The 23,168-nt window shown below is 39.8% G+C and carries 20 protein-coding genes; 14 read left to right on the forward strand and 6 right to left on the reverse strand.

The window, feature by feature from the left end:
• Positions 1–151 precede the first annotated feature (151 nt).
• From NH153_RS14715 to NH153_RS14730, 4 genes are all read left to right on the forward strand, one after another.
• Positions 152–382: a DUF2798 domain-containing protein gene (locus tag NH153_RS14715; protein ID WP_063705130.1), complete on the forward strand. Its 231-nt coding sequence runs from the start codon at positions 152–154 to the stop codon at positions 380–382.
• A complete protein-coding gene (locus NH153_RS14720) occupies positions 379–1,311 on the forward strand; it encodes a YeiH family protein (protein ID WP_063705132.1) in 933 nt (310 codons plus the stop codon). The genes NH153_RS14715 and NH153_RS14720 overlap by 4 nt, the downstream gene beginning before the upstream one ends.
• The gene (locus NH153_RS14725) at positions 1,308–2,471 is read left to right on the forward strand and encodes an endonuclease/exonuclease/phosphatase family protein (protein WP_063705134.1); all 1,164 of its coding nucleotides are present in this window, start codon (positions 1,308–1,310) and stop codon (positions 2,469–2,471) included. Before NH153_RS14720 ends, NH153_RS14725 begins: the two co-directional genes overlap by 4 nt.
• 105 nt (positions 2,472–2,576) lie before the next feature.
• Complete coding sequence (locus NH153_RS14730) at positions 2,577–5,069, forward strand: prolyl oligopeptidase family serine peptidase (protein WP_063705136.1); 2,493 nt, start codon at positions 2,577–2,579, stop codon at positions 5,067–5,069.
• 64 nt (positions 5,070–5,133) lie between these two features.
• Here NH153_RS14730 and rrtA read toward each other — a convergent pair whose 3' ends face one another.
• Positions 5,134–5,718, reverse strand: coding sequence for a rhombosortase (gene rrtA / locus NH153_RS14735; protein WP_063705138.1), 585 nt, complete (start codon positions 5,716–5,718; stop codon positions 5,134–5,136).
• 85 nt (positions 5,719–5,803) lie between these two features.
• On the opposite strand from rrtA, the gene ggt reads away from it, so the two are divergent.
• From ggt to NH153_RS14750, 3 genes are all read left to right on the forward strand, one after another.
• Positions 5,804–7,561 (forward strand): gamma-glutamyltransferase, encoded by a 1,758-nt coding sequence (gene ggt / locus NH153_RS14740; protein WP_063705141.1) that lies wholly within the window; start codon positions 5,804–5,806, stop codon positions 7,559–7,561.
• A 174-nt stretch (positions 7,562–7,735) separates the two neighbouring features.
• The gene (locus NH153_RS14745) at positions 7,736–9,430 is read left to right on the forward strand and encodes an NAD-dependent malic enzyme (RefSeq protein ID WP_063706158.1); all 1,695 of its coding nucleotides are present in this window, start codon (positions 7,736–7,738) and stop codon (positions 9,428–9,430) included.
• 135 nt (positions 9,431–9,565) lie between these two features.
• Positions 9,566–10,282 carry an SIMPL domain-containing protein gene (locus tag NH153_RS14750; RefSeq protein WP_063705144.1) on the forward strand — a complete coding sequence of 239 codons (717 nt, stop codon included), beginning with the start codon at positions 9,566–9,568 and terminating at the stop codon, positions 10,280–10,282.
• 6 nt (positions 10,283–10,288) lie between these two features.
• On the opposite strand, the gene NH153_RS14755 is transcribed toward NH153_RS14750, so the two are convergent.
• Positions 10,289–11,641 carry a DUF2254 domain-containing protein gene (locus tag NH153_RS14755; RefSeq protein WP_063705146.1) on the reverse strand — a complete coding sequence of 451 codons (1,353 nt, stop codon included), beginning with the start codon at positions 11,639–11,641 and terminating at the stop codon, positions 10,289–10,291.
• 119 nt (positions 11,642–11,760) lie between these two features.
• Between NH153_RS14755 and NH153_RS14760 the strand changes: the two genes are divergently transcribed.
• The 5 genes from NH153_RS14760 (at position 11,761) to NH153_RS14780 (ending at position 14,855) form a co-directional block, all read left to right on the forward strand.
• Positions 11,761–12,135 (forward strand): MAPEG family protein, encoded by a 375-nt coding sequence (locus tag NH153_RS14760; protein ID WP_063705148.1) that lies wholly within the window; start codon positions 11,761–11,763, stop codon positions 12,133–12,135.
• Between the two features lies 1 nt (position 12,136).
• Positions 12,137–13,039, forward strand: a complete 903-nt coding sequence (locus tag NH153_RS14765; RefSeq protein ID WP_063705150.1) for a substrate-binding periplasmic protein — start codon at positions 12,137–12,139, stop codon at positions 13,037–13,039.
• Positions 13,036–13,668 (forward strand): sulfotransferase, encoded by a 633-nt coding sequence (locus NH153_RS14770; protein WP_063705152.1) that lies wholly within the window; start codon positions 13,036–13,038, stop codon positions 13,666–13,668. Before NH153_RS14765 ends, NH153_RS14770 begins: the two co-directional genes overlap by 4 nt.
• Before the next feature lie 45 nt (positions 13,669–13,713).
• Positions 13,714–14,286 carry a MiaE family protein gene (locus tag NH153_RS14775; protein ID WP_063705153.1) on the forward strand — a complete coding sequence of 191 codons (573 nt, stop codon included), beginning with the start codon at positions 13,714–13,716 and terminating at the stop codon, positions 14,284–14,286.
• A 197-nt stretch (positions 14,287–14,483) separates the two neighbouring features.
• Entirely contained in the window at positions 14,484–14,855 is a 372-nt protein-coding gene (locus tag NH153_RS14780) for a hypothetical protein (RefSeq protein ID WP_063705156.1), read from the forward strand.
• On the opposite strand, the gene NH153_RS14785 is transcribed toward NH153_RS14780, so the two are convergent.
• Positions 14,847–15,554 (reverse strand): metallophosphoesterase, encoded by a 708-nt coding sequence (locus NH153_RS14785; protein WP_082874079.1) that lies wholly within the window; start codon positions 15,552–15,554, stop codon positions 14,847–14,849. The genes NH153_RS14780 and NH153_RS14785 overlap by 9 nt on opposite strands.
• A gap of 245 nt (positions 15,555–15,799) precedes the next feature.
• Here NH153_RS14785 and NH153_RS14790 point away from each other — a divergent pair, with 245 nt between their 5' ends.
• Positions 15,800–17,377, forward strand: coding sequence for an ATP-binding cassette domain-containing protein (locus tag NH153_RS14790; protein ID WP_063705161.1), 1,578 nt, complete (start codon positions 15,800–15,802; stop codon positions 17,375–17,377).
• A 222-nt stretch (positions 17,378–17,599) separates the two neighbouring features.
• Positions 17,600–17,980 carry a hypothetical protein gene (locus NH153_RS14795; protein WP_063705163.1) on the forward strand — a complete coding sequence of 127 codons (381 nt, stop codon included), beginning with the start codon at positions 17,600–17,602 and terminating at the stop codon, positions 17,978–17,980.
• A gap of 95 nt (positions 17,981–18,075) precedes the next feature.
• Here the strand turns inward: NH153_RS14795 and NH153_RS14800 are convergent, their stop codons facing one another.
• The 3 genes from NH153_RS14800 to NH153_RS14810 all read right to left on the reverse strand — a co-directional run bounded on the left by NH153_RS14800 (position 18,076) and on the right by NH153_RS14810 (position 23,168).
• Entirely contained in the window at positions 18,076–18,942 is an 867-nt protein-coding gene (locus NH153_RS14800; RefSeq protein WP_063705165.1) for a hypothetical protein, read from the reverse strand.
• A gap of 715 nt (positions 18,943–19,657) precedes the next feature.
• Positions 19,658–20,308 carry a hypothetical protein gene (locus tag NH153_RS14805; RefSeq protein ID WP_063705168.1) on the reverse strand — a complete coding sequence of 217 codons (651 nt, stop codon included), beginning with the start codon at positions 20,306–20,308 and terminating at the stop codon, positions 19,658–19,660.
• Positions 20,301–23,168, reverse strand: a complete 2,868-nt coding sequence (locus tag NH153_RS14810; protein ID WP_063705170.1) for a hypothetical protein — start codon at positions 23,166–23,168, stop codon at positions 20,301–20,303. The genes NH153_RS14805 and NH153_RS14810 overlap by 8 nt, the downstream gene beginning before the upstream one ends.

Below are 23,168 nucleotides of genomic sequence, written 5' to 3' on the forward strand. Positions count from 1 at the left end.
GTTTAAATTATTAAAAGCCGAGTTTATCTCGGCTTTTTAATCGCTATTATTTATCCACAAACTTCGCTAATTTTGTACCTCTTGTCTCAAAGCACTTGCGTCAGGGTCATCTTGCTATAGACTAATATTTTTATATTAATATTAGTTCGTTATGTTACATCCTCGATTTAGAACAGTCGTATTTGCGTTTTTTATGGCGCTGTTTATGTCTGGATTTATGTCTTTAGTGATCAGCATTTTTAACGTTGGTTTAATCGATAACATTGTAACCATTTGGCTAAAAGCATGGGCTTTTGCGTTTTGTGTGGCATTTCCTACTGTTATTTTTGTTGCACCTGTGGTGCATAAGTTGACCAATAAACTTATCAGAGCACCGTTGTGATTGCCGAACGCCCTAAGCAGTTTCTATTTATTGCGCTATTTTTAGTATCAGCTTTGCCATTTGTTGGCTCTGCTACGGCACTTGTAGTCGGTGCTTTATTTGCTATGACTTTAGGCAATCCATTTGCAGCTCAGTCACAAAAAATGAGTAAATGGATGCTAAAGTTAGCGGTTATTGGCTTAGGCTTTGCTGTTGATTTTAATCAAGTAATAGAAGTAGGGCGTAGCTCTATTGTGCTTACCATAGTCAGTATTACCGCGATTATTGGCCTTGGTGAAATTTTATCTCAGTTATTTAAGTTAAATAAAAACACCGGTGTACTTATTTCATTTGGTACCGCCATTTGTGGTGGTAGCGCCATTGCAGCAATGGCGCCGGTTATAAAAGCCAAAGATCACGAAGTAGCCATATCACTCGCTGTGGTGTTTTTATTAAACGCCCTTGGCTTAGTGTTATTCCCAATGATTGGTCATTACTTTGGTCTGACTGAGCAGCAATTTGGTGTTTGGGCGGCACTTGCGATTCACGATACCAGTAGTGTAGTGGGGGCTTCTGCTGCTTATGGCGCATCAGCACTTGCTATTGCCACAACCATTAAACTAACTAGAGCGATGTGGATCATCCCTTATACAAGCATCGCGGGTGTGTTTTGGAAATCAGACGAAAAAGCAAGTATCCCATTGTTTATATTTGGCTTTTTAGCGGCGGCACTGATTAATTCAAGCTTTCCTGAGTATCAAACACTTTGGCATGCTCTCAATGTTGGCGCTAAAAAAGTGTTAGTAATGACCTTATTTTTGATTGGTAGTGGTTTATCTATTTCAGTCTTAAAACAAGCGGGCATCAAACCTTTTATCATGGCGATGATCTTATGGATCATTGTCAGCAGTATTATTTTACTACTTATAGTAGACGGATTTATTTCATGAAAAACGCTTTATTAACTTCTTCAATAGCACTGGCCATGGGCCTTTTTGCTAACAATGTATTGGCTGCTGATTTACGTGTTGCGACCTTTAACGTCAGTATGGATGCAACCAACTATGCTAAAAAAGGCGAAGCAATTGATAAAGACGCTTTAAGCAAAGCATTAGCGAGCAACCACCAGCAAATTCGCAACATTGCCGAAATTATTCAGCGCGTAAGACCAGATGTTATTTTACTCAATGAATTTGATTATATTGATGCCGATAAAGGCATTAACGTATTTCGTAAAAACTACCTGCAAGTATCGCAAAATAAGCAAGTTGCTATCGATTACCCGTATTACTTTATCGCACCTGTTAACACTGGTTTAGCCACCGAGTTTGACTTAGATAACGATGGTGTAAAGGGGCATTACAAAGGCGACGCACACGGCTTTGGCTTCTTTGAGGGGCATTATGCAATGGCCGTATTGTCGCGCTACCCAATTGATTTAGATAAAGCGCGTACATTACAAACATTCAAATATAAAGATATGCCAAATGCACAAATGCCTACCGACCCTAAAACAGGTAAGGACTGGTATTCTGCTGAGGAATGGCAAGCAATTCACCTAAGCTCTAAATCATTTTGGGATTTACCAATTGATGTAAAAGGTAAAACGGTTCATTTGCTTGCTTCGCACCCAACGCCGCCAGTTTTTGATGGTGACGAAGACCGCAACGGTAAGCGTAACCACGATGAAGTACGCTTAATTGCGGATTACATCAACAATGCTAACTACATTTACGATGATAAAGGTCAAAAAGGTGGCTTAAAAGCGAAAAGCCGTTTTGTAATTGTTGGTGACTTAAACGCTGCGCCAGAAGGGGGCAAAGCACGCCCGAATACCACTGACCAAATTTTAAAAAATCCATTAGTGAATACCTCTTTTACGCCAACAAGCAAAGGTGCAAAAGAATCGTATAAAGAAGATTACGCTAAAAACTATACTGCTTATTGGCAGGCTCGTGCTGATTACGTTTTACCATCAAATTATGGTATTGAGATAAACGATGGTGGGGTTTTTTGGCCACAGAAAAACTCTGAACTGTTCCGTTTAATTAAAGATCGTAACGCATCGTCTGATCACCGTATGGTATGGCTTGATATCAGCTTAAAATAAGCTGTTATTAAACGGAAAAGTTTGGCTGTTTATCCTATAAAAATTGCTATTTCATCAGTGCTTCTGCTTAAATAGGGCGAATTATAATAACCCGTAAGAAGCACTATGAAATTCAAAACCACTGCTAATAAAACGTTAGTGGCTCTCGCAGTCGCATCTAGCTTCATGCTAGCAGGTTGTCAATCAACCGCCTCAACGCCTTCTGAAGAACAAGTTACTAATGTAGCCCCAGTTGTTGTTACTCCTGCTGATACAGGTTCAGCTGAAATCACGTTAGAGCAAGCTATGGCTCACCCTGATTGGTTAGGCCGTCAGCCTGAGCGTGCTTTCTGGAACGGTGATTCTAACAGCATCGTTTATGCACAAAAGCAACAAGGCAATGAGTTACGCGATTTATACGTTCAAGCGGTAAATAGCCAATCTGCATCACAATTAGCGTTAAACAAACTACACACTGTAGGCGCTAAAAATGCCGTTTACTCAGCAGATAAAAAACAACAGGCTTATGCATTTGAAGGTAATATCTTCGTTAAAAACTTAAGCACTGGTCAAATTACACAAATCACTCACGATAGTGCACAGCAATCAAAACCACAGTTTTTAACTGATGGTAGCCTTGCATATCGCCAAGGTAATGCATTTTATAAAGTTGATTTAGCAACGGGTCGTCAAGTTGAATTAGTTAACTTACACCTAGATGATGCACCTAAAGGTGTACAAGAGCCAGACACTTACATCGCAAAAGAGCAGCACAAACTAATTGATTACATTGCGCTGACTCACAAAAACAAAAAAGATCGTGAAGAGCGTAAAGCACAAATCAACGAGCAAAACGACAGCATTGCTAATGCACAGTTTTATTTAGGTAAAGGTAAGCGTTTAGCCGATGTACAGCTTTCACCAAATGGCCAAGCACTTGTTGCAGTAACCACAGAAAGCCGTTCATGGCGTGATGAAGGCGATATCATGCCTAATTACATTGCTGATGACGCGCGCGTAAAAGCAGAAAAAGTACGCCGTCGTGTTGCTGATGAAAAACCAATCAGCTCAGACGTTGTTTACATCGACCTTAAATCGGGCGAGCAAACCACTCTTGCATTCGATACCTTACCAGGTTTTGATGAAGACGTTCTTGCAGCTGTTAAGAAAGAAAACTACGCTCGTGATGGCAAAACTTACAAGTCTGAAAAAGCACCACGTGCCATCAATTTGATGATGGATTGGGGTTGGGACCAAAGTGCAATCCAATGGAATACTGATGGTTCACAAGTTGCTCTTATGCTTGAAGCATGGGATAACAAAGACCGTTGGTTAGCCACTGTTGATACACAAAACAATAAACTTGTTTCACAGCACCGTTTACACGACGATGCATGGGTTAACTATGCATACAATGATTTTGGCTGGTTGAACAACTCAGACACACTTTACTATTTATCTGAAGAGTCTGGTTACAGCCACATTTATAAAAAGCCACTTAATGGTAAAGCAACGCAGCTAACTAAAGGCCAATTTGTTGTTTCTAACTTAACGTTAACAGCTGATAACTCAGCGATTTACTACAAAGCGAACGTTGAGCACCCAGGTCTTTACGAAATCTATCGTGTAAACCCTGCAAACGGTGAATCTGAGCAAGTAACCAACCTTGATGGTATGACTGATTACCAGTTAAGCCCAGATGAAAGCAAACTATTGCTAACTCACTCAAAAATTATGTCGCCGCCTGAGCTTTATGTTGCTGATGCAAAAGCAAATACCAAAGCAACTCAGTTAACGCATACAGTATCTGATGAATTCTTTGCGAAAAAGCTAATCGCACCTAAGATTGTTGCTGTGCCTTCAAGCCACACTGATCAGCCAATTTACGCAAAAGTATATTACCCAGCTGATTATAAAGAAGGCGAAACAGGTAAAAACCGTAAAGCGGTTATCTTTAACCACGGTGCTGGTTACCTACAAAACTCACACATGGGTTGGTCTGGTTACTTCCGCGAGTTTATGTTCCACTCACTACTGGCTTCAGAAGGCTACGTAGTAATGGACATGGACTACCGTGCATCAAAAGGTTACGGCCGTGATTGGCGTACAGCCATTTATCGTCAAATGGGTACACCTGAAATCCAAGATTTAGCAGACGGCGTAAGTTGGATGGCAGACAACGCAAACGTTGATACCCAAGCTGTAGGCACCTATGGTGGCTCTTACGGTGGTTTCATGACGTTTATGGCGCTATTCACACAACCTGATTTATTCAAAGCAGGTGCTGCACTTCGTCCGGTAACTGATTGGGCTCACTACAATGGCCCTTATACGTCGAACATCTTAAATCACCCAGATGTTGATCCAATTGCCTATGAAAAGAGCTCACCAATTTACTTTGCTGAAGGTCTTAAGAGTCGTTTATTAATTAACGCGCCTATGGTTGATGACAACGTATTCTTCCAAGATTCAGTTCGCTTAGTACAGCGCTTAATTGAACTTGAAAAAGAAAACTTTGAAACAGCTATCTTCCCAGTTGAACCACATGGTTTTGTACAACCATCAAGCTGGTTAGATGAATATCGCCGTATTCATAAGCTATTTAAAGAAACGCTTTAATCAATAGCGTAAATGAAAAACAGCCACTTTAAGTGGCTGTTTTTGTTTGTAATAGGGGCTTAAGTTACTCGCGAGCTCTTATTATTTTTATAAAGACAGGCAAAGCGAGTAGAGTGCCGCCAATTGCGCCGATAAAGTGGGCGTCAATGGCAACATTAGAGGCGATTAGCTGACTCACCGACTCACTCGGGCCGGCAATTTGCTCCCAAATCACTTTAGCCCAAGTACCAGCAAACAATAACCAGCCTGAAAACATGCCTGCTTGTACATCTTTTACTGCTCCCCAAATAATAACACCATGCAGTAGGGCACTTAATCCGGTGTAAATATGGATATCTGGGCAAAATAGCCACACACCTAATCCACACCATAATGCAAGAATGGCAATATTAAACGCATAACGAGGTGGGCTTGTATGCTCAGCGTGCAGAGCCCAAATTAATAAAATTCCGGCACAATTTAAGCCTAAATGAGGCCAATTAGCGTGTACGAATTGACTGGTGAAAATACGCCAAAACTCACCATTTGCAACTAACTCACGGTTAAATTCAAGATATTCATTTAAGTTGAATAGTGCAAACAAGGAACTAAGTAGTACTAAACACAAAGGAGGCAGAATATATTCTAGTTTCAGGGGCAGGTTTATCATGTTATTTTTGTTGTATCTGAGATTGTCGCCTATTGTGCACGTTTAATTTTAAGATGCCAAATACACTACGGGATTAAGTTTATTTATGTTATTCAAAACCAAAGCGCTATTAGCTCTATCCACCTCATTAATTTATTCAACCGCTCTTTTCGCGACTCCTGCAAAAGTTGAAACCCGCGAACCTGAAGCCGCAACGGGCTTTGCTCATAAACAGGTTGTTGAAGGCGATAAATACATGGTCGCTGCAGCAAACCCTTATGCAGTAAAAGCGGGTCAAAAAATGCTTGAATTAGGTGGCTCAGCGGTTGACGCTGCCATTGCAACCCAATTAGTACTGACACTGGTAGAGCCACAATCCTCGGGGATCGGTGGGGGTACATTTATGATGTACTTCGACAACAAAACAAAAAGCCTAACCAGCTTTGATGGCCGTGAAACTGCACCAAGCCATGCTGACGAAACATTGTTTTTAGATAAACACGGTAAAGCAGTGAAATGGATTGAAGCTGTAGTAGGTGGTCGCTCTGTTGGTGTACCGGGTATTTTAGATGCCTTTGCCACTGCCCATAAGCGTTACGGTAAGTTAGAGTGGCAAACTTTGTTTGGCCCTGCTATTGAATTAGCTGAGCAAGGCTTTGTTGTATCGCCGCGTTTACATCAATTACTGGTTAAAGAATTAAACCCTGGGGTTACTAAGCTTCCTGTTATTCGTGATTACTTCTTTCCAAATGGTAAAGCACTAGCTGTTGGCACGGTGAAAAAGAACCCTGAACTTGCCGCGCTTTATAAAGATATTGCGAAACAAGGCATTGATGCTTTCTATAAAGGTGATAACGCCAAAGAGCTTGTGCATGCAGTGCAAAACTCAGCAGTTGCACCGGGTACTTTAACGGTTGATGACTTAGCGAATTATAAAAGCAAAGAGCGCACACCTGTGTGCGTTGATTATCGCCAGTATGAAGTGTGCTCAATGGCACCACCAAGTAGTGGTGGTGTAGCTGTGTTACAGATTTTAGCCTTACTTGAACATAAAGACATGGCTAAACTTAAACCAAACTCAGTACAGGCGCTGCATTACTTTACACAAGCATCGCGTTTAGCATTTGCGGATCGTAACGTGTATATGGGCGACCCTGACTTTATGCCAATCCCAACCCAAGGTTTATTAGATAAAAACTACCTTGCAGGTCGTGCAAAGCTTATTTCTGAAAAAGATGCTCACGCAGAAGCTGGCACACCACCAAACTCACTTACGTACGCACAAGATGATGCTTACGAGCTTCCTTCAACAACGCATGTATCGATTGTTGATAGCCAAGGTAATGCGGTGTCTATGACAAGCTCTATCGAAATGGCGTTTGGCTCAACCGTAATGGTGAACGGGTATATTTTGAACAATCAACTAACAGACTTTGCTTTATCGCCAACCAAAGATGGTAAGCCATTGGCTAATCGTGTTGAAGCAGGTAAACGCCCGCGTAGTTCAATGTCGCCAGTTATGGTGTTTAACAAAGACGGCAGCTTACGCTTAGTGGTTGGTTCACCAGGTGGTAGCCGTATTATTGATTACGTTGCACAAGTGGTTGTAGGTGTACTTGATTGGAATCTTGATGCGCAAACAGCGATTAACTTGCCACGTATTACTAATCGTAATAATTATACAAGCCTCGAAAAGGGCACTGAACTTGCTGAGGCAGAAGCTGATTTTGTTAACCGCGGGCACACAGTTCGTATCCTAGATTTAAACTCTGGTTTACATGCTGTTGAAGTTAAAGACGGTAAACTATACGGTGCTGCCGATCCGCGCCGCGAAGGCATCGCTTTAAGTGATAAAAGCCACTAAAAACAAGCTCAGCAGCCTTAAAGCTGCTGAGTTTTCATGTATACTACCTGCTATGCTATTTAGAGCATAAAATTCATTTTCTTCAATGGTCTGACAAGGTGAATTGTCATTGCAATTTCACCTTCAAGAGTAATAATGTCAGGTCATAATTATGACGCATCAAAGCTTGGAAATATGACTACAAATACCGATCCGAATTATCTTTATATTCCTTACTCAGGCCCAGGTCTGATCGAAACGCCACTATTAAATAAAGGCAGTGCATTTTCACAAAAAGAAAGGGAAAGTTTCAACTTAGCCGGTTTACTGCCACCGCGTTATGAAACGATTGAAGAGCAAGTTGAGCGTTGTTACCAACAGTATTCAAGCTTTAATGATAATTTAAACAAGCACATTTACCTTCGTGCAATTCAAGATAACAACGAAACACTTTACTACCGTTTAGTGCGTGATCATCTTGAAGAAATGATGCCAATTATCTATACACCGACAGTAGGTGATGCCTGTGAAAAATTCTCAGACATTTACCGCAGTGCCCGTGGTCTATTTATTTCTTACGAAGATCGTTTCCAAATTGATGATATTTTACGTAACGCGACTAAAGGCAAAGTAAAAGTTATCGTTGTAACAGACGGTGAGCGTATTCTTGGTTTAGGTGACCAAGGTATTGGTGGTATGGGTATTCCAATCGGTAAATTATCACTTTACACAGCATGTGGTGGTATTAGCCCTGCTTATACATTACCAGTGATGATTGATGTTGGTACTAACAACGAAAAACTACTTAACGACCCTATGTACATGGGTGCGCGTCATAAGCGTATTTCACAAGAAGAGTACGACGAATTCTTAGATCTATTCATTAAAGCGGTGAAACGTCGTTGGCCAAGTGTGTTACTTCAGTTCGAAGACTTTGCACAACCAAATGCTATGCCATTACTTAAACGCTACCGCGATGAAATCTGTAGTTTTAACGATGACATTCAAGGTACTGCTGCGGTTACTGTAGGTTCATTATTGGCTGCATGTCGCGTTAAAGGTGCGAAGCTTTCTGAGCAAAAAGTGGTGTTTGTTGGTGCAGGCTCTGCGGGTTGTGGTATTGCTGAGCAAATTATCAGTACCATGGTTGCTGAAGGCATTAGCGATGAGCAAGCGCGTTCTCAAATCTTTATGGTTGACCGCTTTGGTCTACTTACTGATGGTATGGAAGGCTTACGTGATTTCCAACAAGCGCTTTGCCAATCTAAAGACAATCTTGCTGAATGGACATACAGCGGTGAGTACGCATCACTATTAGATGTTATGCATTGTGCTCAACCAGACATCTTAATTGGTGTATCTGGTCAACCTGGTTTATTCACTGAACAAGTTATTCGTGCAATGCATGCATCTTGCCCACAACCGATTATCTTCCCGCTAAGTAATCCGTCTAAGCAAGTTGAAGCACTTCCTTCAGATGTTATCGAATGGACAGACGGTCAAGCGATTGTTGCCTCTGGTAGCCCATTTGATCCGGTTGAGTATAACGGCCAAACTTTCCCAATCCCACAATGTAATAACAGCTACATTTTCCCGGGTATTGGTTTAGGTGTTATCGCTGCTAAAGCAACACGCATCACTGATGCAATGCTGATTGTATCAAGTGAAACGCTGGCTGAGTCTTCACCTAGAGCTAACACAGGTAAGGGCAGCTTATTACCAGCACTGACTGAAATCCAAGCGCTAAGTAAACGTATTGCATTTGCAGTAGCGAAAAAAGCGATGGAAGAAGGTGTGGCACTTGAGCTGAGCGATGAAGCGTTATGGGCAGCAATTGAGAAAAACTACTGGCTTCCAGAATACCGTAACTACAAGCGTCGTAGCATCTAAGCTATAACGTTTGAGTAATTGAAAAAACAGGCTTTTAATGCCTGTTTTTTTATATCTGGATAATAGAGTCTTGTTCAGATTCAATTAACCCTTTAAGGTGATAATGAACGGAGTTTTTAATAAAGGAACAGTATTATGCGTAAGTTAGTTTTTACCGCTATGGCCGCCGCGCTAAGTTTTAATGTGTTAGCAGAAGCAACACCAGATGCGCCGCATATTTATATTCAAGGTAACGCAACTGTTAAGGCAATTCCTGATAACGTCAAACTGACGGTAGGTATTGTTGAAGTAGATAAAGATTTAATTGCCGCGAAAAACAAAGCGGATGCAACCATGGCGAAAGCAATTAAGCTTGCAAAAAGCCAAGGCGTAGAAGAAAAAGGCATTTATGCCTCTAATATCTCAATTCATCGCCAAACAGAATACAACCGTGAAACAGGTAAGCAGGACTTTGTAGGTTATAGAGTAACACGTAGTCTGTCGGTTACTTTAACGGATATTAAAAAGTACCCGATTATGCTTCAGCAACTAGTGAATTCGGGTATCAATGAAATTAACCAAACGCAATTTGTATCAAGCCGCTATGAAGAGCTACAAAAGCAAGCGCAAAAGCTAGCTATTAAAGATGCGCGTGCTGCTGCTAAAGAGTTTGCTAATGATTATGGGGTTGAACTTAAAGGCCTTTATACGGCTTCAAGCAGCCCACTCGATACAGGTAGCCAACCTTATATGCGTGCCAGCAAAATGGTTATGGCCGAAGCTGCACCAGATAACTATGTACCTGATGCATACAACGGTGGTGAGCTTACGATTACCGCAAGCAGCTATGCGGTATATCTAATCGAAAACTAAGTTAAATTATTGATTGCTGGTAAACTTTGCCAGCAATTTTTCACCTTGTTGCTCTGAAATACGAGCAATCGCTTTTAGCATATTAGTAATTTGCTCACGGTCGTACTCATTACTAATATGCGTATCGATATCTTCAATAATCGCCCCTAAGTAAACAAACAAACTGTTTGTCGCTTTTTCGTTATCAGATGCTCTAAACAATATGTTTTTAAAGGCCTCTAACACATTCACCATTACATAGGCGTCATTTTTCGCATAGTTACGAATTGGCGTGAAGTTATCGTGCAGCAGCTCATCGAATGATGTTTCGTGTATAAACAAGTGCGGTTGATTGTTCTCGCATCGTTTAAGTGAATAGTTCACATCGTAAATATCTAATCGCAAGATCAGTAAGATACTTAACATATCAATGGCTTTTACCGCAGTACCAGGATCGTTAATACCCGGGCTCATTGCTTTAACAGCGATTTCTGAAATTTGCGTCATACCGTAGCGGTAATGATCTCTAATGTACTCTTCAATGTAAAAGATAAAGCAACTAAGTAGTTGCTCTACAAGCTCTGGTTTGTCCGATAAATCAGTATCACACTTCAAAAATGGGTAACCTTTAACCGTAAAGAAGCCTTGTTTAACCGAAATATAAATCTTTATGCCGTGCTCTTGGCACAGAGCACACAATTTATCGGTGTGAGTTCCTTTAAAGTAGCCTTCGGTTTTACTTTTAATACTATGCCAATCATCAAACTCAGGAAAATCCTCGACAGGGTTTTCATGTTGCATTTCAATTATGCATTTAAGCTCGCCCTTGGTATTTTTAAACAGGTCATTGAGTACATTATCGACCTGAATTGCTTTTGAAATTGAGTGAATAAAAAACACAAAAAAGCCCAGCGAAATTAACCCAAACACCAATGAAAAGAAGATCCCGAGCGATGGGATACCCATATCGCCATCACCAATGGTACGTATGTTTATCAGCATTAATATGGTGTAGATAATACTGCCAAGATAAAAGCCCAGTACTAATTGGTGCGACTTACGGGTAATAAGCCCCGGTAATACACGCGGTGAAAGGCTGGCACTGGCGCTATTAAGCACCACCATAACCATAGAAAAACTAAAAACGGTTAATGAGATAATACTGCCTGCAAGGGTACTGAGGATGGTTCGGGCATTCTCTTCGCTATCGACCAATAACACGCCAATCAGCTTTTTAAATTCCATTGATAATGATGAATACTCGACCGCTGTGGTAATTAATCCAAATACTAAAAACACCACAGAGAGCATTGATGGGTAAAATCCGATACTACTGATCATTTCGCGGTAGTTATCGGCGATTTTTCTTGGCGTAAACATGCACTTCCTTAAGAACTGTTAGACATTAAATATCATACTAAGCTAACCTAACTACTTACTTAACAGCCTAGCAATAAACAGTGCTAAGCGTCTAACTTTAAATAAAAATTGGAAAAACTGTGATTGTTTCAACGTTTGCTGCCATTTTGGCGATTTTATACATTCAACTTAGCTTTCGTGTCATTAAACTGCGTAAAGCAAAGCGTATTTCACTTGGCGATGGCGGTGATGCTAGCCTACAAGCGGCTATTCGAACCCATGCAAATTTTATTGAATATGTGCCATTTTCGCTGATTCTGCTATTTTTATTAGAGTACCAAGGTCTTCCAAGCCATTTTTGCTATATTTTAGGGGCAATGCTGGTTGCTGGCCGTTTTTGTCATAGTTATGCACTCGCTGATAATCTGATGAAATTACGTGTATTAGGGATGATGCTAACTTTCTTAACAATTTTAATCAGCGCAGTGATGTTATTAGTTACACAGGTATTCTAATATGCTGAAGATTGTTTTTACTTTACTACTTTTGATATTTTCGGTTTCAGGCGTAGCTGAAGTAAAAACAATCAATGGCAAAAAAGAAGCAGCAATCCCCCCAGCAACACTCAATATTATTTACCCTAAAACCATGCCAAGCCTCATCGAGGAAAACTATTACCCATTGCTTGTACTTAAAACGGCATTAAAAAGAAGTGGTTATAAATTCACACTTACACCGGCGGCAGAAGTGTTAGGGCAAAATCGTGTTTTAAAAGAAATTGAAAAAGGCACGATTGATGTTACCTGGACCATGACAGATAAAGAACGAGAAGAACGTTTATTACCAATACGCGTGCCGCTTTTCAAAGGCTTGTTTGGTTGGCGCATGATGTTTATCAATGAGCAAAATCTAGCGCATTTGAGCCAGCTAAAAACCTTAGACGATTTAAAACATATCTACTTTTTACAAGGGCAAGATTGGCCTGATACCAAAATATTGCGTGATAACGGCTTGGTTGTTTCTACCTCGTTAGATTTAGAGTTTCTGTTTGTCATGCTCGATAGAGGTCGCGGCGATTTATTTCCTCGTTCTATCCTCGAAATCAAAGACGAATATGCAGTTTTCAAAAACCAGATGCCGCTGGCTGTACTGCCTCAGTTAATGCTTAAATATAAAAGCCCAATTTATTTTTTCTTTAATAAGAACGACCCTGAAATAGCAAAAGCAGTAAATAAGGGCTTAAAAATCATGCGTGAGACGGGGGAGTTTGATGAGCTTTTTTATCAGTACAATGGCGAAATAATTAAAAACGCCCACCTACACGACAAAATTGTTATAGAATTGCGCAATTATGATTTACCAAGGTTAACCCCAGTCAACGACAAATCGCTGTGGTTATCATTTGATAAGGTGCCATGAGCTCTAAAATTTTTATAATCGGTTTACCACGAACCGGCACAACCAGTATCTGTAACAGCTTTTTACAACTCGGATATAAAACCGCCCACACAGCCTATACCCAACAAGCAATTACAACTGCAGACGTTATTGCCGATACCCCGGTATTTAGTGAATACGCCTTACTTGATAAGCACTTTGCAAATAGCCGCTTTATCAACCTTGAGCGCGATTTACCTAAGTGGCTACCATCGATTAGGCAATTATTAGCACGTATGCATACTAATTTAATGCGCCCAGATGGTGGCTTTAATAGCCATTTAAAACGCTGTTATCTAGATGTATTTGGCCATTATAGCTTGGCAGAGATAGAATCTGATGAATATCTAACAGCGTGTTATCAGCGTCACCAACAGCAAGTGAAAGATTACTTTAAAGGCCGTGAAGAGCAGCTATTAACTCTTGATGTAGCCGATCCAAACAGTCCGCAATTACTTCAACAATTTTTAAACACTCAGCAACCAATTAACTTTAAACAGCTCAATATGGGCGGTAAGGTCACAGCGTGGAATGACATAAAGCATCCAGATAAAGTGTCATCAACCAGAAGTGGTAAAATTGATAAATCTCTTGGTTATAATCACACGTAAAATACGGTAAAATCGCCGCCATTATAAGTTAAGTTGTTCCTTATCATGTTTGAATTGAAATACCACACGCCATTTGAATGGACAGAAGGTGTCTTAGCTGACTTCGATACCTTTTTACAAGATCATGCTGCAGCAGAGAAAAAAGCCTCTGGTATGGCTATGTCTATGCTTTCTCATTACCCAGACCGCCGTAAGCTTGTTAGAGCCATGACAGACCTAGCACTGGAAGAAATGATCCACTTTAAACAAGTTTTAAAGCTATTAATGGAACGTGATGTATCACTTGGAAATGACCAAAAAGATCCTTACATCAAACAAATTCGTGCGGTATTTAGAAATGGCCGTGATGAATTTTTAATGGACCGCTTATTAGTGGCAGGCGTTATTGAAGCACGCGGACACGAGCGTTTCTCGCTTGTCGCAGAAGCTTTACCTGCAGGTAAAGAAAAAGAGTTTTATGTCGCGATTGCAAAATCAGAAGAAAAACATAAAAACTTATTCGTTGAACTAGCCTACGAGTATTTCGATAAGCAAGAGGTTGATGCACGCCTAGAAGAAATCCTCATCGCAGAAGCCGAAATCTGTAAAAATATTCCATTTACAGCAGCGCTTCACTAGCTGTAGTTCTTGTGTATTAGGCCTTTTGGCTTAATACACAAATTAAAGGTTCCGCTCTAAAGCAGTAAATTAGGGACTAAAAACAATAATTAAGTATTTTGAGAATAGTTTCGACAATCCTAATTGATTAAATAAACAGCATACATTCATCTTTCTCTCCTATAGTTAAATTAGTACCTAACTGTGAGGAATAGAGCATGAAATGGATGATGACTCTCACGACGTTGTCGTTAATAGGGATTGTAATTACCGGTAATTCAATTTACACCGAAGTGAAACTTTTCCGCTCCAACGATAAACCTACCGAAATAACCGCCAGTATGTATCGCTCGCTTATTTGGCATAGTGATATTTATAAAGATGATCAGTTTTTAAATACCGCACAAAGCTACTTTAGCGATGGCAAAATTGATACCCGTGAGTACAGTAAACTAACAAGTTTAGCGAGTAAAATTGCTGGCCCAATTATCTACATTCAAGAGACTGATGAGCAATTGTGGCACGCAAGGCTTACCTACAAAAAGTACCTTGAAGAGCAAACAGTCGAACGACTGGCAAGTTTACATTGATGAAAACTGCTTGATCAGCGTGCTAAGCTCAACAATTGTGGGCTTACCGCTGAGATAATTGGTATCAAGATGATAAGTATTGCCAAGCCAATAGGGCTTTTTGGTCGTGTTATGGCCATGCACCGAAAAATCGATACTAGGGTTTATTACCGGCTTTTTCGCTTTGGTTAAGCTTCTATCCCAAAGTAAAGCGCCAATCGCTTGTTGTATATCTTGTGCAGGGTTTTGCCAATCCCAATCAGCACAGGTGGTATGTGATAAACCAATTCTTAATGTTCCGTATTCAACATAGTAAGAAAGCGGGCAGTTAAGTAGCTGCTTACAGGCAAACGCGAGCTCTTCATTGGTTGCTTCTAGATGCCAGCGGCCGCCATTCTCAACCCATAAACGGTAGTAACCTTTATCCTTTGCAAGTAAAGACTCAAGTAACATATGCTCGTGGTTCCCAAGGCACATATGAACACCAAGCTCTTGAAAACGCGCAAGTAACGCAATGCTGTGCTCACCCCGGTCAATCACATCACCCAATGAAAACAAGATATCTTCGCTGGGGTTAAAAGTAACAGAGCTGAGTGCTTGTTCAAATTTAGTTAAATCTGCATCTAAATCGCCAATAACAAATACACGTTTGCTTTGTTCAAGTTGCATCTTAACTTGAATGGGTTTTTGTGAGGCAAGTGGGCTTTTAACTATATTCAAAATACATTCCTTTAAGCAGCGTGTAGCTCAAGACTATCATAACTCGTTGCTATTTGAGCACTGGGTGGTTATTATCTAGCCTCACTTTTTAGGAGTTACCGCCAACATGAACAACTAAACCTGTTATCCAATTTCATTTTTATCTTTTTGGACTAACAGGGTTAGTAGGCGTTGCTCACTATCACTTTTATTATGTTACATCTCGTGTGATCACACGCTTATGCCCCTGTCATACAGGAGGCACTATGCCACAACTTCAAGCTTTTAATTTATGCTATCAACATGGCAATGGCGATGTTGTATTTAACGACCTTTCATTTTCACTCACAGCTAAAATCACCGCATTAGTTGGCAGGAACGGCTGCGGTAAAACTATATTAGCGTTAATACTTGCTAAGCAAAGAGAGCCAAGCTCTGGTACGGTTGTTTGTAATTCAACCCTCGGTTTATACCGACAAATGAACGATGTAAATCAGGCTGATAACCTAACAATTGCAGAGACTATTGGGCTAGAGCCTGTGTTTAAATCCCTTGATGCTATAAACCAAGGGCAAGTTACAGAGCAAAACTTAACATTGCTTGAAGGTAATTGGGACTTAGCAGAGCGCTTTAATGCAGAACTTGTAAGGCTTGGCGTAAATAGCAAAACCCCTTGCTCACTAAGCAAATATTTAAGTGGCGGTCAGCTTAGCCAATTAAAGCTTTGGGCACTATTTACCTGCATAAAGCCCGATATTTTAATACTGGATGAGCCATCAAACCACCTAGATGCAAAAGGTAAAAGCTGGCTTATAAAGCAAATACACAACTTTAAAGGGCAATTATTACTAATAAGTCACGATCAAGAATTATTAGAGCAGGCCCATGAAGTTTGGGAGCTCACAACCCTTGGGTTAACACAATATGGTATACATTTCCCTGAATACCAAGCACAAAAGCAGCAGCAAGTTGCTGCGCTTGAAAACAAATTAAACTACGTTGTTAAACAACAAAGTAAGCTCAAGGCAGCAGAGCAACTACAAAAGCAAAAAAAACAAAAACGAGCAAGTCAGGGCGCAGCACTCAGAAAATCAGGCAGCCAACCTAAAGTGCTGATGGATGCTAAAAAAGATAAAGCCAGCGCCAATTTATCATCACAAATCAAAAATACCGCTAAGCGAGAGGGTGAACTCACTCGAAATAAACATGAGCTTTCTAGCCAGCTTGAACAAACTAAAGCGCAGCAATTTTACTTAGCGCAATCAAATGAAGCTAAGCACCAAAAAGTACTTACCCTGGAGGAGGTTGTAATAGCTCACGGCACACAAAAACCGTTTAGTTTTCAGGTATTCAGTGATGATAAAATTCATTTAGCGGGCGCAAATGGTACTGGTAAATCAACCTTACTCAAAACCCTGAACTACGACATACCAGTAAAAGCAGGGCAGTTACATTGCAATCAAGCACTCTATTATTTAGACCAACATTTTACATTAATAAACAACGAGTTAACCCTGCTTGAAAACGTGATGACTTACTGTAAAAACCTAGATGAAAGCATCGCACGTACTCTACTTGCCAGTATTGGTTTTAGAAAAGACGCTGTTTTTAAATATGCCGCACTTTTAAGTGGTGGAGAAAAAATGAAGCTCGCCATGTGTATCGTCAGTAATATTGAAAGCACCGCACTTTTGTTACTCGATGAGCCCGATAATCATCTCGACCTAGAATCAAAACAGCTCTTGGCTCATTCATTACAGGGTTTCAAAGGCGGGTTTATACTCGTAAGCCATGATAAATACTTTGTAGAAAGCATCGGCTGTAATAAAGAAATTGTATTATAAAATAGCCATTTATAAATAAGCGTGCTAGGGTGGTTGTAGGTACTATATACCAACCCGCAATAATACTTAATCATTATAAGGGATTAAACCTGTCGCTATTTGCGTTAAAAATTTCTGATTTAGAACAACTAAATAACGAAATTTTTGCCTTGCTATCAACGAGGTTTTATTGCCTCAAAATAGACTACTTAATTAAGCGAATTGGTATTACAAGGAATGACTATGAATTTTACAGCCGCTTACCGCATTTTTACTGCTTTATTCATGCTGATAGTAACCATAGGTTTAGGCATGACGCTGAATGATTTTACCTCGGTGATCTACGTGTTCGTGCCGTTATTACTGATGCTAGTCAGTTCATTTATCCCATTTTTTAAACAGCGAAAACTGCGTTTAATACTGTTTGCAGCCCCAATCGTTATTCTTTACTGCTTTGGTTTTTACCCATGGCTTACAAATTACCAAGATGTCGCCGTTTCATCATCTACCTCAACCCTCGATTTTATCATCATCCCAGTTTGGGCTACCTTATATGGCGCTGGATTTGTGGTATTGCATGAAATAGCGCTGGGTGTTGCTAGGGCGTTTAATTGGGGGAAGTGAAATCGTAGGCTGGCTAAAGATAGCGGGGCGGCTTTAGGTTTGAATCTATTCCATTAAATTAACTAATTATAACTACTAATGATTTGAAACTTAGTTCAAACATTTAAAGTAATATGCTCTTTTCTCTCATCAAAGTACTTGTCTGTAAATTCACTAAATTTTTTATTTAACTCGTTTGTAAGTTGAATGCTGTTAGTAGCACCATGAAAATTTACCAACATTAAGATTAAATCGTGACAATTTTGAATATGTATAAAGATTTCACGTTCTTGTGAGATTTTTGTCGAAACAATCAAACCAGGGATTTCTAATGTACAAAAGAACTCTTCTTTTAAAAAAAATAGTTTAAGGCTTTCGGTTGGTTCACCGTATTCATTCGTTTTGGTAAAGACTCCATTTAAACCAACGTTCTTTTCATGCTTTATGAAGTTATAAAAATTACTAACGTAACTCTTAAAAGCCTCGTCAATTATTGAAATATCAACTTCGTTCACATTCTTGTTTATTGAAGAATGAGGAAACATCTTTTTGTACAAAACTTCAGGTTTAATAGTAATTTCACTTGATGCAAATCGAGCATTTATTGCTTCACAATGCTCGAAGAAATATTTGTAGTGGTTATAAAAATTATTTGCCATATTATTTTGTTCGACTAACCGGTTGCTCTTGGCTTTTTGCTTCGATGAATGAAATCTATTGATCATAACAGCTAAGGTAACTGGTATTGTAAGAAGAGTAATTGGGAATGCGTAATAATTAATAAAAGAAGCAAGTGACTCTGATGATACATGAGGATTGAAAAGGCCATCTATAATGAGGTCTTGAGTTAAAGAAAAAAACAACCAAAAAATAAAACCAAATGGAACTAGTACAACAATCCAGAAAATTCGGTTTTCATGAAGGGCAATATCTTCATCAATACGAATAAAATCTAATATCCAATCCCAAAACTTTTTTAACATACGAGCTTTAAATCCTTTAAAGTATTATTACTCCTTACTATATTCAAAAATATACAAACAACCAAGGTGCGGTAGTGAAATTAAATTTTTAGGTTGCCACGTTTAGAAATGAGCAGTTCATAAAAAGCTATAAATTCGTGAAAACCCAAATTAAGCAAAAAGGGGTTAAAAAACCTTAAAATCTAACGACTAATGTAAGCCGCCGATTGATTTTAGAAAAAAAGACGCAAGATTTTAGAATTGCTCAATTATGTTAAATAGGCTTACGTTTATTTGTTTGAGTGTAATGATTGGTATCTTTAAAGCTTCTTTAAACAATGTTTAAATGAGCTTTAAAGATCTAAGGTTTAAACCGATTTAATAACTTTACTTTCCCATTTAAATGCTCGTCTGCAATGTTCCTTTCCATCAAATGGTTTTGCTAATAAGTCTATAAAACGCATTTGGTAGTAATATCTTTTATCATTTCTGAGTCTGTAACTTCTTGCTGAGATAGATTCAAGTCGCGTTCCGTGGCAAAGGCTGCAAATAAAAATATCTAAACTATAAAGGCAATTGAATGCCCAGTTGTTACCGAATAAAGCAGGGAAAGATAAAACGATAAAAGGGGTTATTAATAGTATTCCGCATAATAGATAGCAAAGTAGGGTTCTTAAAGTTTTAAGCACGTTAGACATAGTTGCCTCCAATAAAAAGGGGCTATAAAGCCCCTTGGTTATTCAATGTTCCAAGCTGTTGCAAAGTGGTCTGTTGCTAAGCTGTGCGCTTCAACAATTTCGGCCTTTGTGCATTCAACCATTACGCCCGTTGGCACATCAGTTGTTGACCAAGGTATAGTGTCGTCTTCGGCAAGCTGCCAGTGCTTAATAAGTGCGTTAGCCATACGTGTAATGCTCTGTTCATCAGCATCAAAGGTTTTGCCCGTTGATATTTCAATCACGGCATTATCAATTTGGCTTTGTCGCTGTAATTTAAAAATCGTTACTTTGTACGGTTCGAGTACTTCATCAACCGTTCTGACTGCAGGTCGAACAGGTTCTGTAGGTAGCGCTTTGGGTTCAACTTCAATCAAGGTGCCATCTTCGGTTGGAATAGGGTCAGGCAAGTTTGCGTTGTACTGTTCGGCTTCGTTTAGTTCAACTAGATAGTCGTAGTACTTACTGGCCCATTCCCATTGCTCGCTATCAATAAACTCTTGAGCAAAGGCATTAATTACATTAACGGGCTGACCTAAAGAAATGACACGTAACAAATCCTTTTCAGTTTTTGGGACGTGTCCTGTCTTAAGTGTTGGTAAACCAAGATCGCTTAAGATTGGTTCGTTATTTTCATCTAATAAAATGAATTCGAGTATCTTGTTATGCATAACGTAAAACTCCTAATGGCTCAGCGCTTCTTGCAGTTCCTACAATCACACTCGTTGCATTGTCATTAATAGTGGTGGAAAGGTTAGGAACAATTGGGATTTGGCTATCTGAATCTCCCCAATTACTTCCGCTGCACACCAGTTCTATAAAGTTAAACTGGGCGTATAACAGACCGTCTTCTTCAAAGACCGAAGACAACACTTTAATACCTAGTGCGCCCGACTCACGGTTATCGAGGTCTATTGGAGCATGTGTAACACCCGCGATCAGGTTTGTTTGTGGGCTAATATTCAAATTAAGTGTTGGGGCATAACCTTTGTGATTATTTGAATACGTGTTTTTTAATACCTTACCAATTAATGATTCAGCAAAGGTTGACCCAAAGGTCACAATGTCACGAACTGTATAGAAAACATCAAAGTATTCTAAGGCTCCTTTCACATCACTTTCGGTTGTGACTTTCGCTTTATAGCGGTAATTCAGAATAGAAATAATGTGGCTAGGATCAATGAACATATCATTTTTCACCGTGTCAGGTGAGGACGTTGACTTCCCATAATTATCAGCAAGTTCTGCTTTCCAAATTCGATTAGCTGAGATAGAGCTAACCAACTTGCGGGTTGCTTCTACCCGCGTAGATTGGGCCATGGATGGGTGACGCCAACCACCAACCCAACCAAGGGCCAGTGTTGGCTCATTGAAGAAATTAACAGGGTCAATTACAACATCGTTTCGCTCAATGCTGCCTCTAAGCGAAGTATCCGTCTTTTTAAGGTGGACCACTAATCCGTTTACTTTACAGCCATTGTCTTGACCTTCGGTTTGAAGAAATGCTGCACCAATTCTCGTTACCGTGGACTTAACATAAGTACCAGCTTCTGTTTCACAGTAGATCTCATCACCAACAGCAAAGTTACTCGTTTCATTACCATCAAAATCAATATATGTATTGTTATTTGTGTTGGTTGAACTTTGATAAATCATTACTTGAGTTTCACGTTCAAGACCTGGTGCCAAATCTCCTTGCATTTCGTTTACACGTTTCTTAGCTTGGGTAATTGTGATCCCTTTAGCTGAGTAACGCATATCTCTAGAAATTCCACCTTGACCACCATTATAAACAGTGTCATGAAAACGGTTGTCTAAACGTGAAAGAATCCCCTCACCATTGGCCGTTGTACCAATGTTACCCGTTTGTTCATTCGTTGATTTAATACCACCGTCAGAGGCTAGGATAAAATTATCTGCTACAGTGTTGGCTACTAACGCATCACTTGACCAATAGTTACGTTTTAGTGAGTTACCAGAGTTAGAGGCAATCCAAGCGGCACCATACGGGTTGCTTAAATTGTTTGCCCCTTGGTTCAATCGATTAAAACAACCAATAACCAAGGCATAACACTCACCATCAGCAACGTTTAGATTTGTCGGTAAACTTGCACCACTTTGTGTTGCAACATAAAGCCCTTTTAAATCCTTAAGATCTCGGCCTTTGTAATTTTCACGGAATGTACGATTGTTGATATTTGAAAACGACCCCGTAACACCACCCGTAAAAGTATTAATATCAGAATCAATACTGTCTAAGTTACCTTGCGGTTTTACATAAGCTTCGGCTGAAAACATGAATGGATCAGAGTACGTTTTAACCGCTTTTCGTGCATCAATAGCAAGCCAATCACCATTACCAGCACCTTTAATAAATCGAACTCTAATGCAGTACTGGTACCATTTACCTGTTCGGTCATCAAACATAATATAATGCTTAAGATTGGCGGCAATTGTTTTACGCTGTGTATCAGTGGCAGTGAGCCAATTAATACCTTTACCTACACGAGTATCACCTTTATAAAAACCAAAATAACTTGATGGCCGCGTCGTATTTTGAACCGTATTGATACCCTCAATTTTAGAGGCGGTACTTTGAATTGCACCGTAAGCATACACAAAAGGATCTGCTTCGGTTATTTCACGTTTGAACATTTCAATAAATGGTACGTCTTGACGACGTATAACCACTTTATTTGTTGCTGTTTCTGAAGCAAAAGCAATAGCAGCACTGGCATGTTTTACACTTAAACCCGTTGCAGTATCAAAGGTTCGTGTCCCGTCTTCGGCTTCAGGCATGTGAAGTGTTGCTTCAAGGTGGGCAGCATCCGTTGCAATGTCTTTTAAATTAAACTCAAGCCCAGCTACAACTATTATAGCTTCGCCTGTTTCAGCGGTTCCACCCGTATTGGCATCGTCAATTTTTCGACCCATATATAATTGATTTGATTTTAAATCGTTGGCGACCCATAACCCTTGGGCTAAGTTTAAATTTGATACCTGAGTTTCTCGGCCCAATGAAATAAACCCATTGTCATACCTAGCCAAGTTTGCTTTGCGTAGCGCTTCTATGTCCTTAGTTCGTAATGCCCACGGGAAGGGATGGGTGGCATCCATTTGTGCTTGGGCTTCATTTTCAATTTGCTTAAGGGTTTTAACTGTTGTGGTTGTACCGTCTTGATTACTAAACGTGACGGTACCTGTTTTGGTTTGCCAGTCCTGCATTGCAGTAAAATTGTTATTCACCAATAGATTTGCATTTGTCAGTGCATCTACAGCTTTCTTAAATGCACCAGTAGTAGGGATCACAATACATTTCTGATTGTTTTGATTGCTGTTAGGCCAGTTCTCAACAAGTTCTATTAATTGCTCGTTGGTTGCACTGACATAAGCGCGATTGATTTCAACAATGAAGTTGGCGATAACTAAAAAGTCACCATCACCCACATTAGCGATACTTTCGCCGCTATTGATTTTAACGACTTTAGAGCCGTTATTAATGCTGGCCTGTGAGGCTGTAAAAGCTGCCAT

This window comes from Pseudoalteromonas gelatinilytica (assembly GCF_001641615.1).
GTDB lineage: Bacteria > Pseudomonadota > Gammaproteobacteria > Enterobacterales > Alteromonadaceae > Pseudoalteromonas > Pseudoalteromonas gelatinilytica.

Bases quoted from the DNA above. Each gene is read 5' to 3' on its own strand.
- NH153_RS14780 (WP_063705156.1), top strand. From the start codon at position 14,484: ATGAAATGGATGATGACTCTCACGACGTTGTCGTTAATAGGGATTGTA.
- NH153_RS14715 (WP_063705130.1), top strand. From the start codon at position 152: ATGTTACATCCTCGATTTAGAACAGTCGTATTTGCGTTTTTTATGGCG.
- NH153_RS14745 (WP_063706158.1), top strand. From the start codon at position 7,736: ATGACTACAAATACCGATCCGAATTATCTTTATATTCCTTACTCAGGC.
- ggt (WP_063705141.1), top strand. From the start codon at position 5,804: ATGTTATTCAAAACCAAAGCGCTATTAGCTCTATCCACCTCATTAATT.
- NH153_RS14795 (WP_063705163.1), top strand. From the start codon at position 17,600: ATGAATTTTACAGCCGCTTACCGCATTTTTACTGCTTTATTCATGCTG.
- NH153_RS14765 (WP_063705150.1), top strand. From the start codon at position 12,137: ATGCTGAAGATTGTTTTTACTTTACTACTTTTGATATTTTCGGTTTCA.
- NH153_RS14800 (WP_063705165.1), bottom strand. From the start codon at position 18,942: ATGTTAAAAAAGTTTTGGGATTGGATATTAGATTTTATTCGTATTGAT.
- NH153_RS14805 (WP_063705168.1), bottom strand. From the start codon at position 20,308: ATGCATAACAAGATACTCGAATTCATTTTATTAGATGAAAATAACGAA.
- rrtA (WP_063705138.1), bottom strand. From the start codon at position 5,718: ATGATAAACCTGCCCCTGAAACTAGAATATATTCTGCCTCCTTTGTGT.
- NH153_RS14770 (WP_063705152.1), top strand. From the start codon at position 13,036: ATGAGCTCTAAAATTTTTATAATCGGTTTACCACGAACCGGCACAACC.
- NH153_RS14730 (WP_063705136.1), top strand. From the start codon at position 2,577: ATGAAATTCAAAACCACTGCTAATAAAACGTTAGTGGCTCTCGCAGTC.
- NH153_RS14725 (WP_063705134.1), top strand. From the start codon at position 1,308: ATGAAAAACGCTTTATTAACTTCTTCAATAGCACTGGCCATGGGCCTT.
- NH153_RS14775 (WP_063705153.1), top strand. From the start codon at position 13,714: ATGTTTGAATTGAAATACCACACGCCATTTGAATGGACAGAAGGTGTC.
- NH153_RS14755 (WP_063705146.1), bottom strand. From the start codon at position 11,641: ATGTTTACGCCAAGAAAAATCGCCGATAACTACCGCGAAATGATCAGT.
- NH153_RS14750 (WP_063705144.1), top strand. From the start codon at position 9,566: ATGCGTAAGTTAGTTTTTACCGCTATGGCCGCCGCGCTAAGTTTTAAT.
- NH153_RS14790 (WP_063705161.1), top strand. From the start codon at position 15,800: ATGCCACAACTTCAAGCTTTTAATTTATGCTATCAACATGGCAATGGC.
- NH153_RS14810 (WP_063705170.1), bottom strand. From the start codon at position 23,168: ATGGCAGCTTTTACAGCCTCACAGGCCAGCATTAATAACGGCTCTAAA.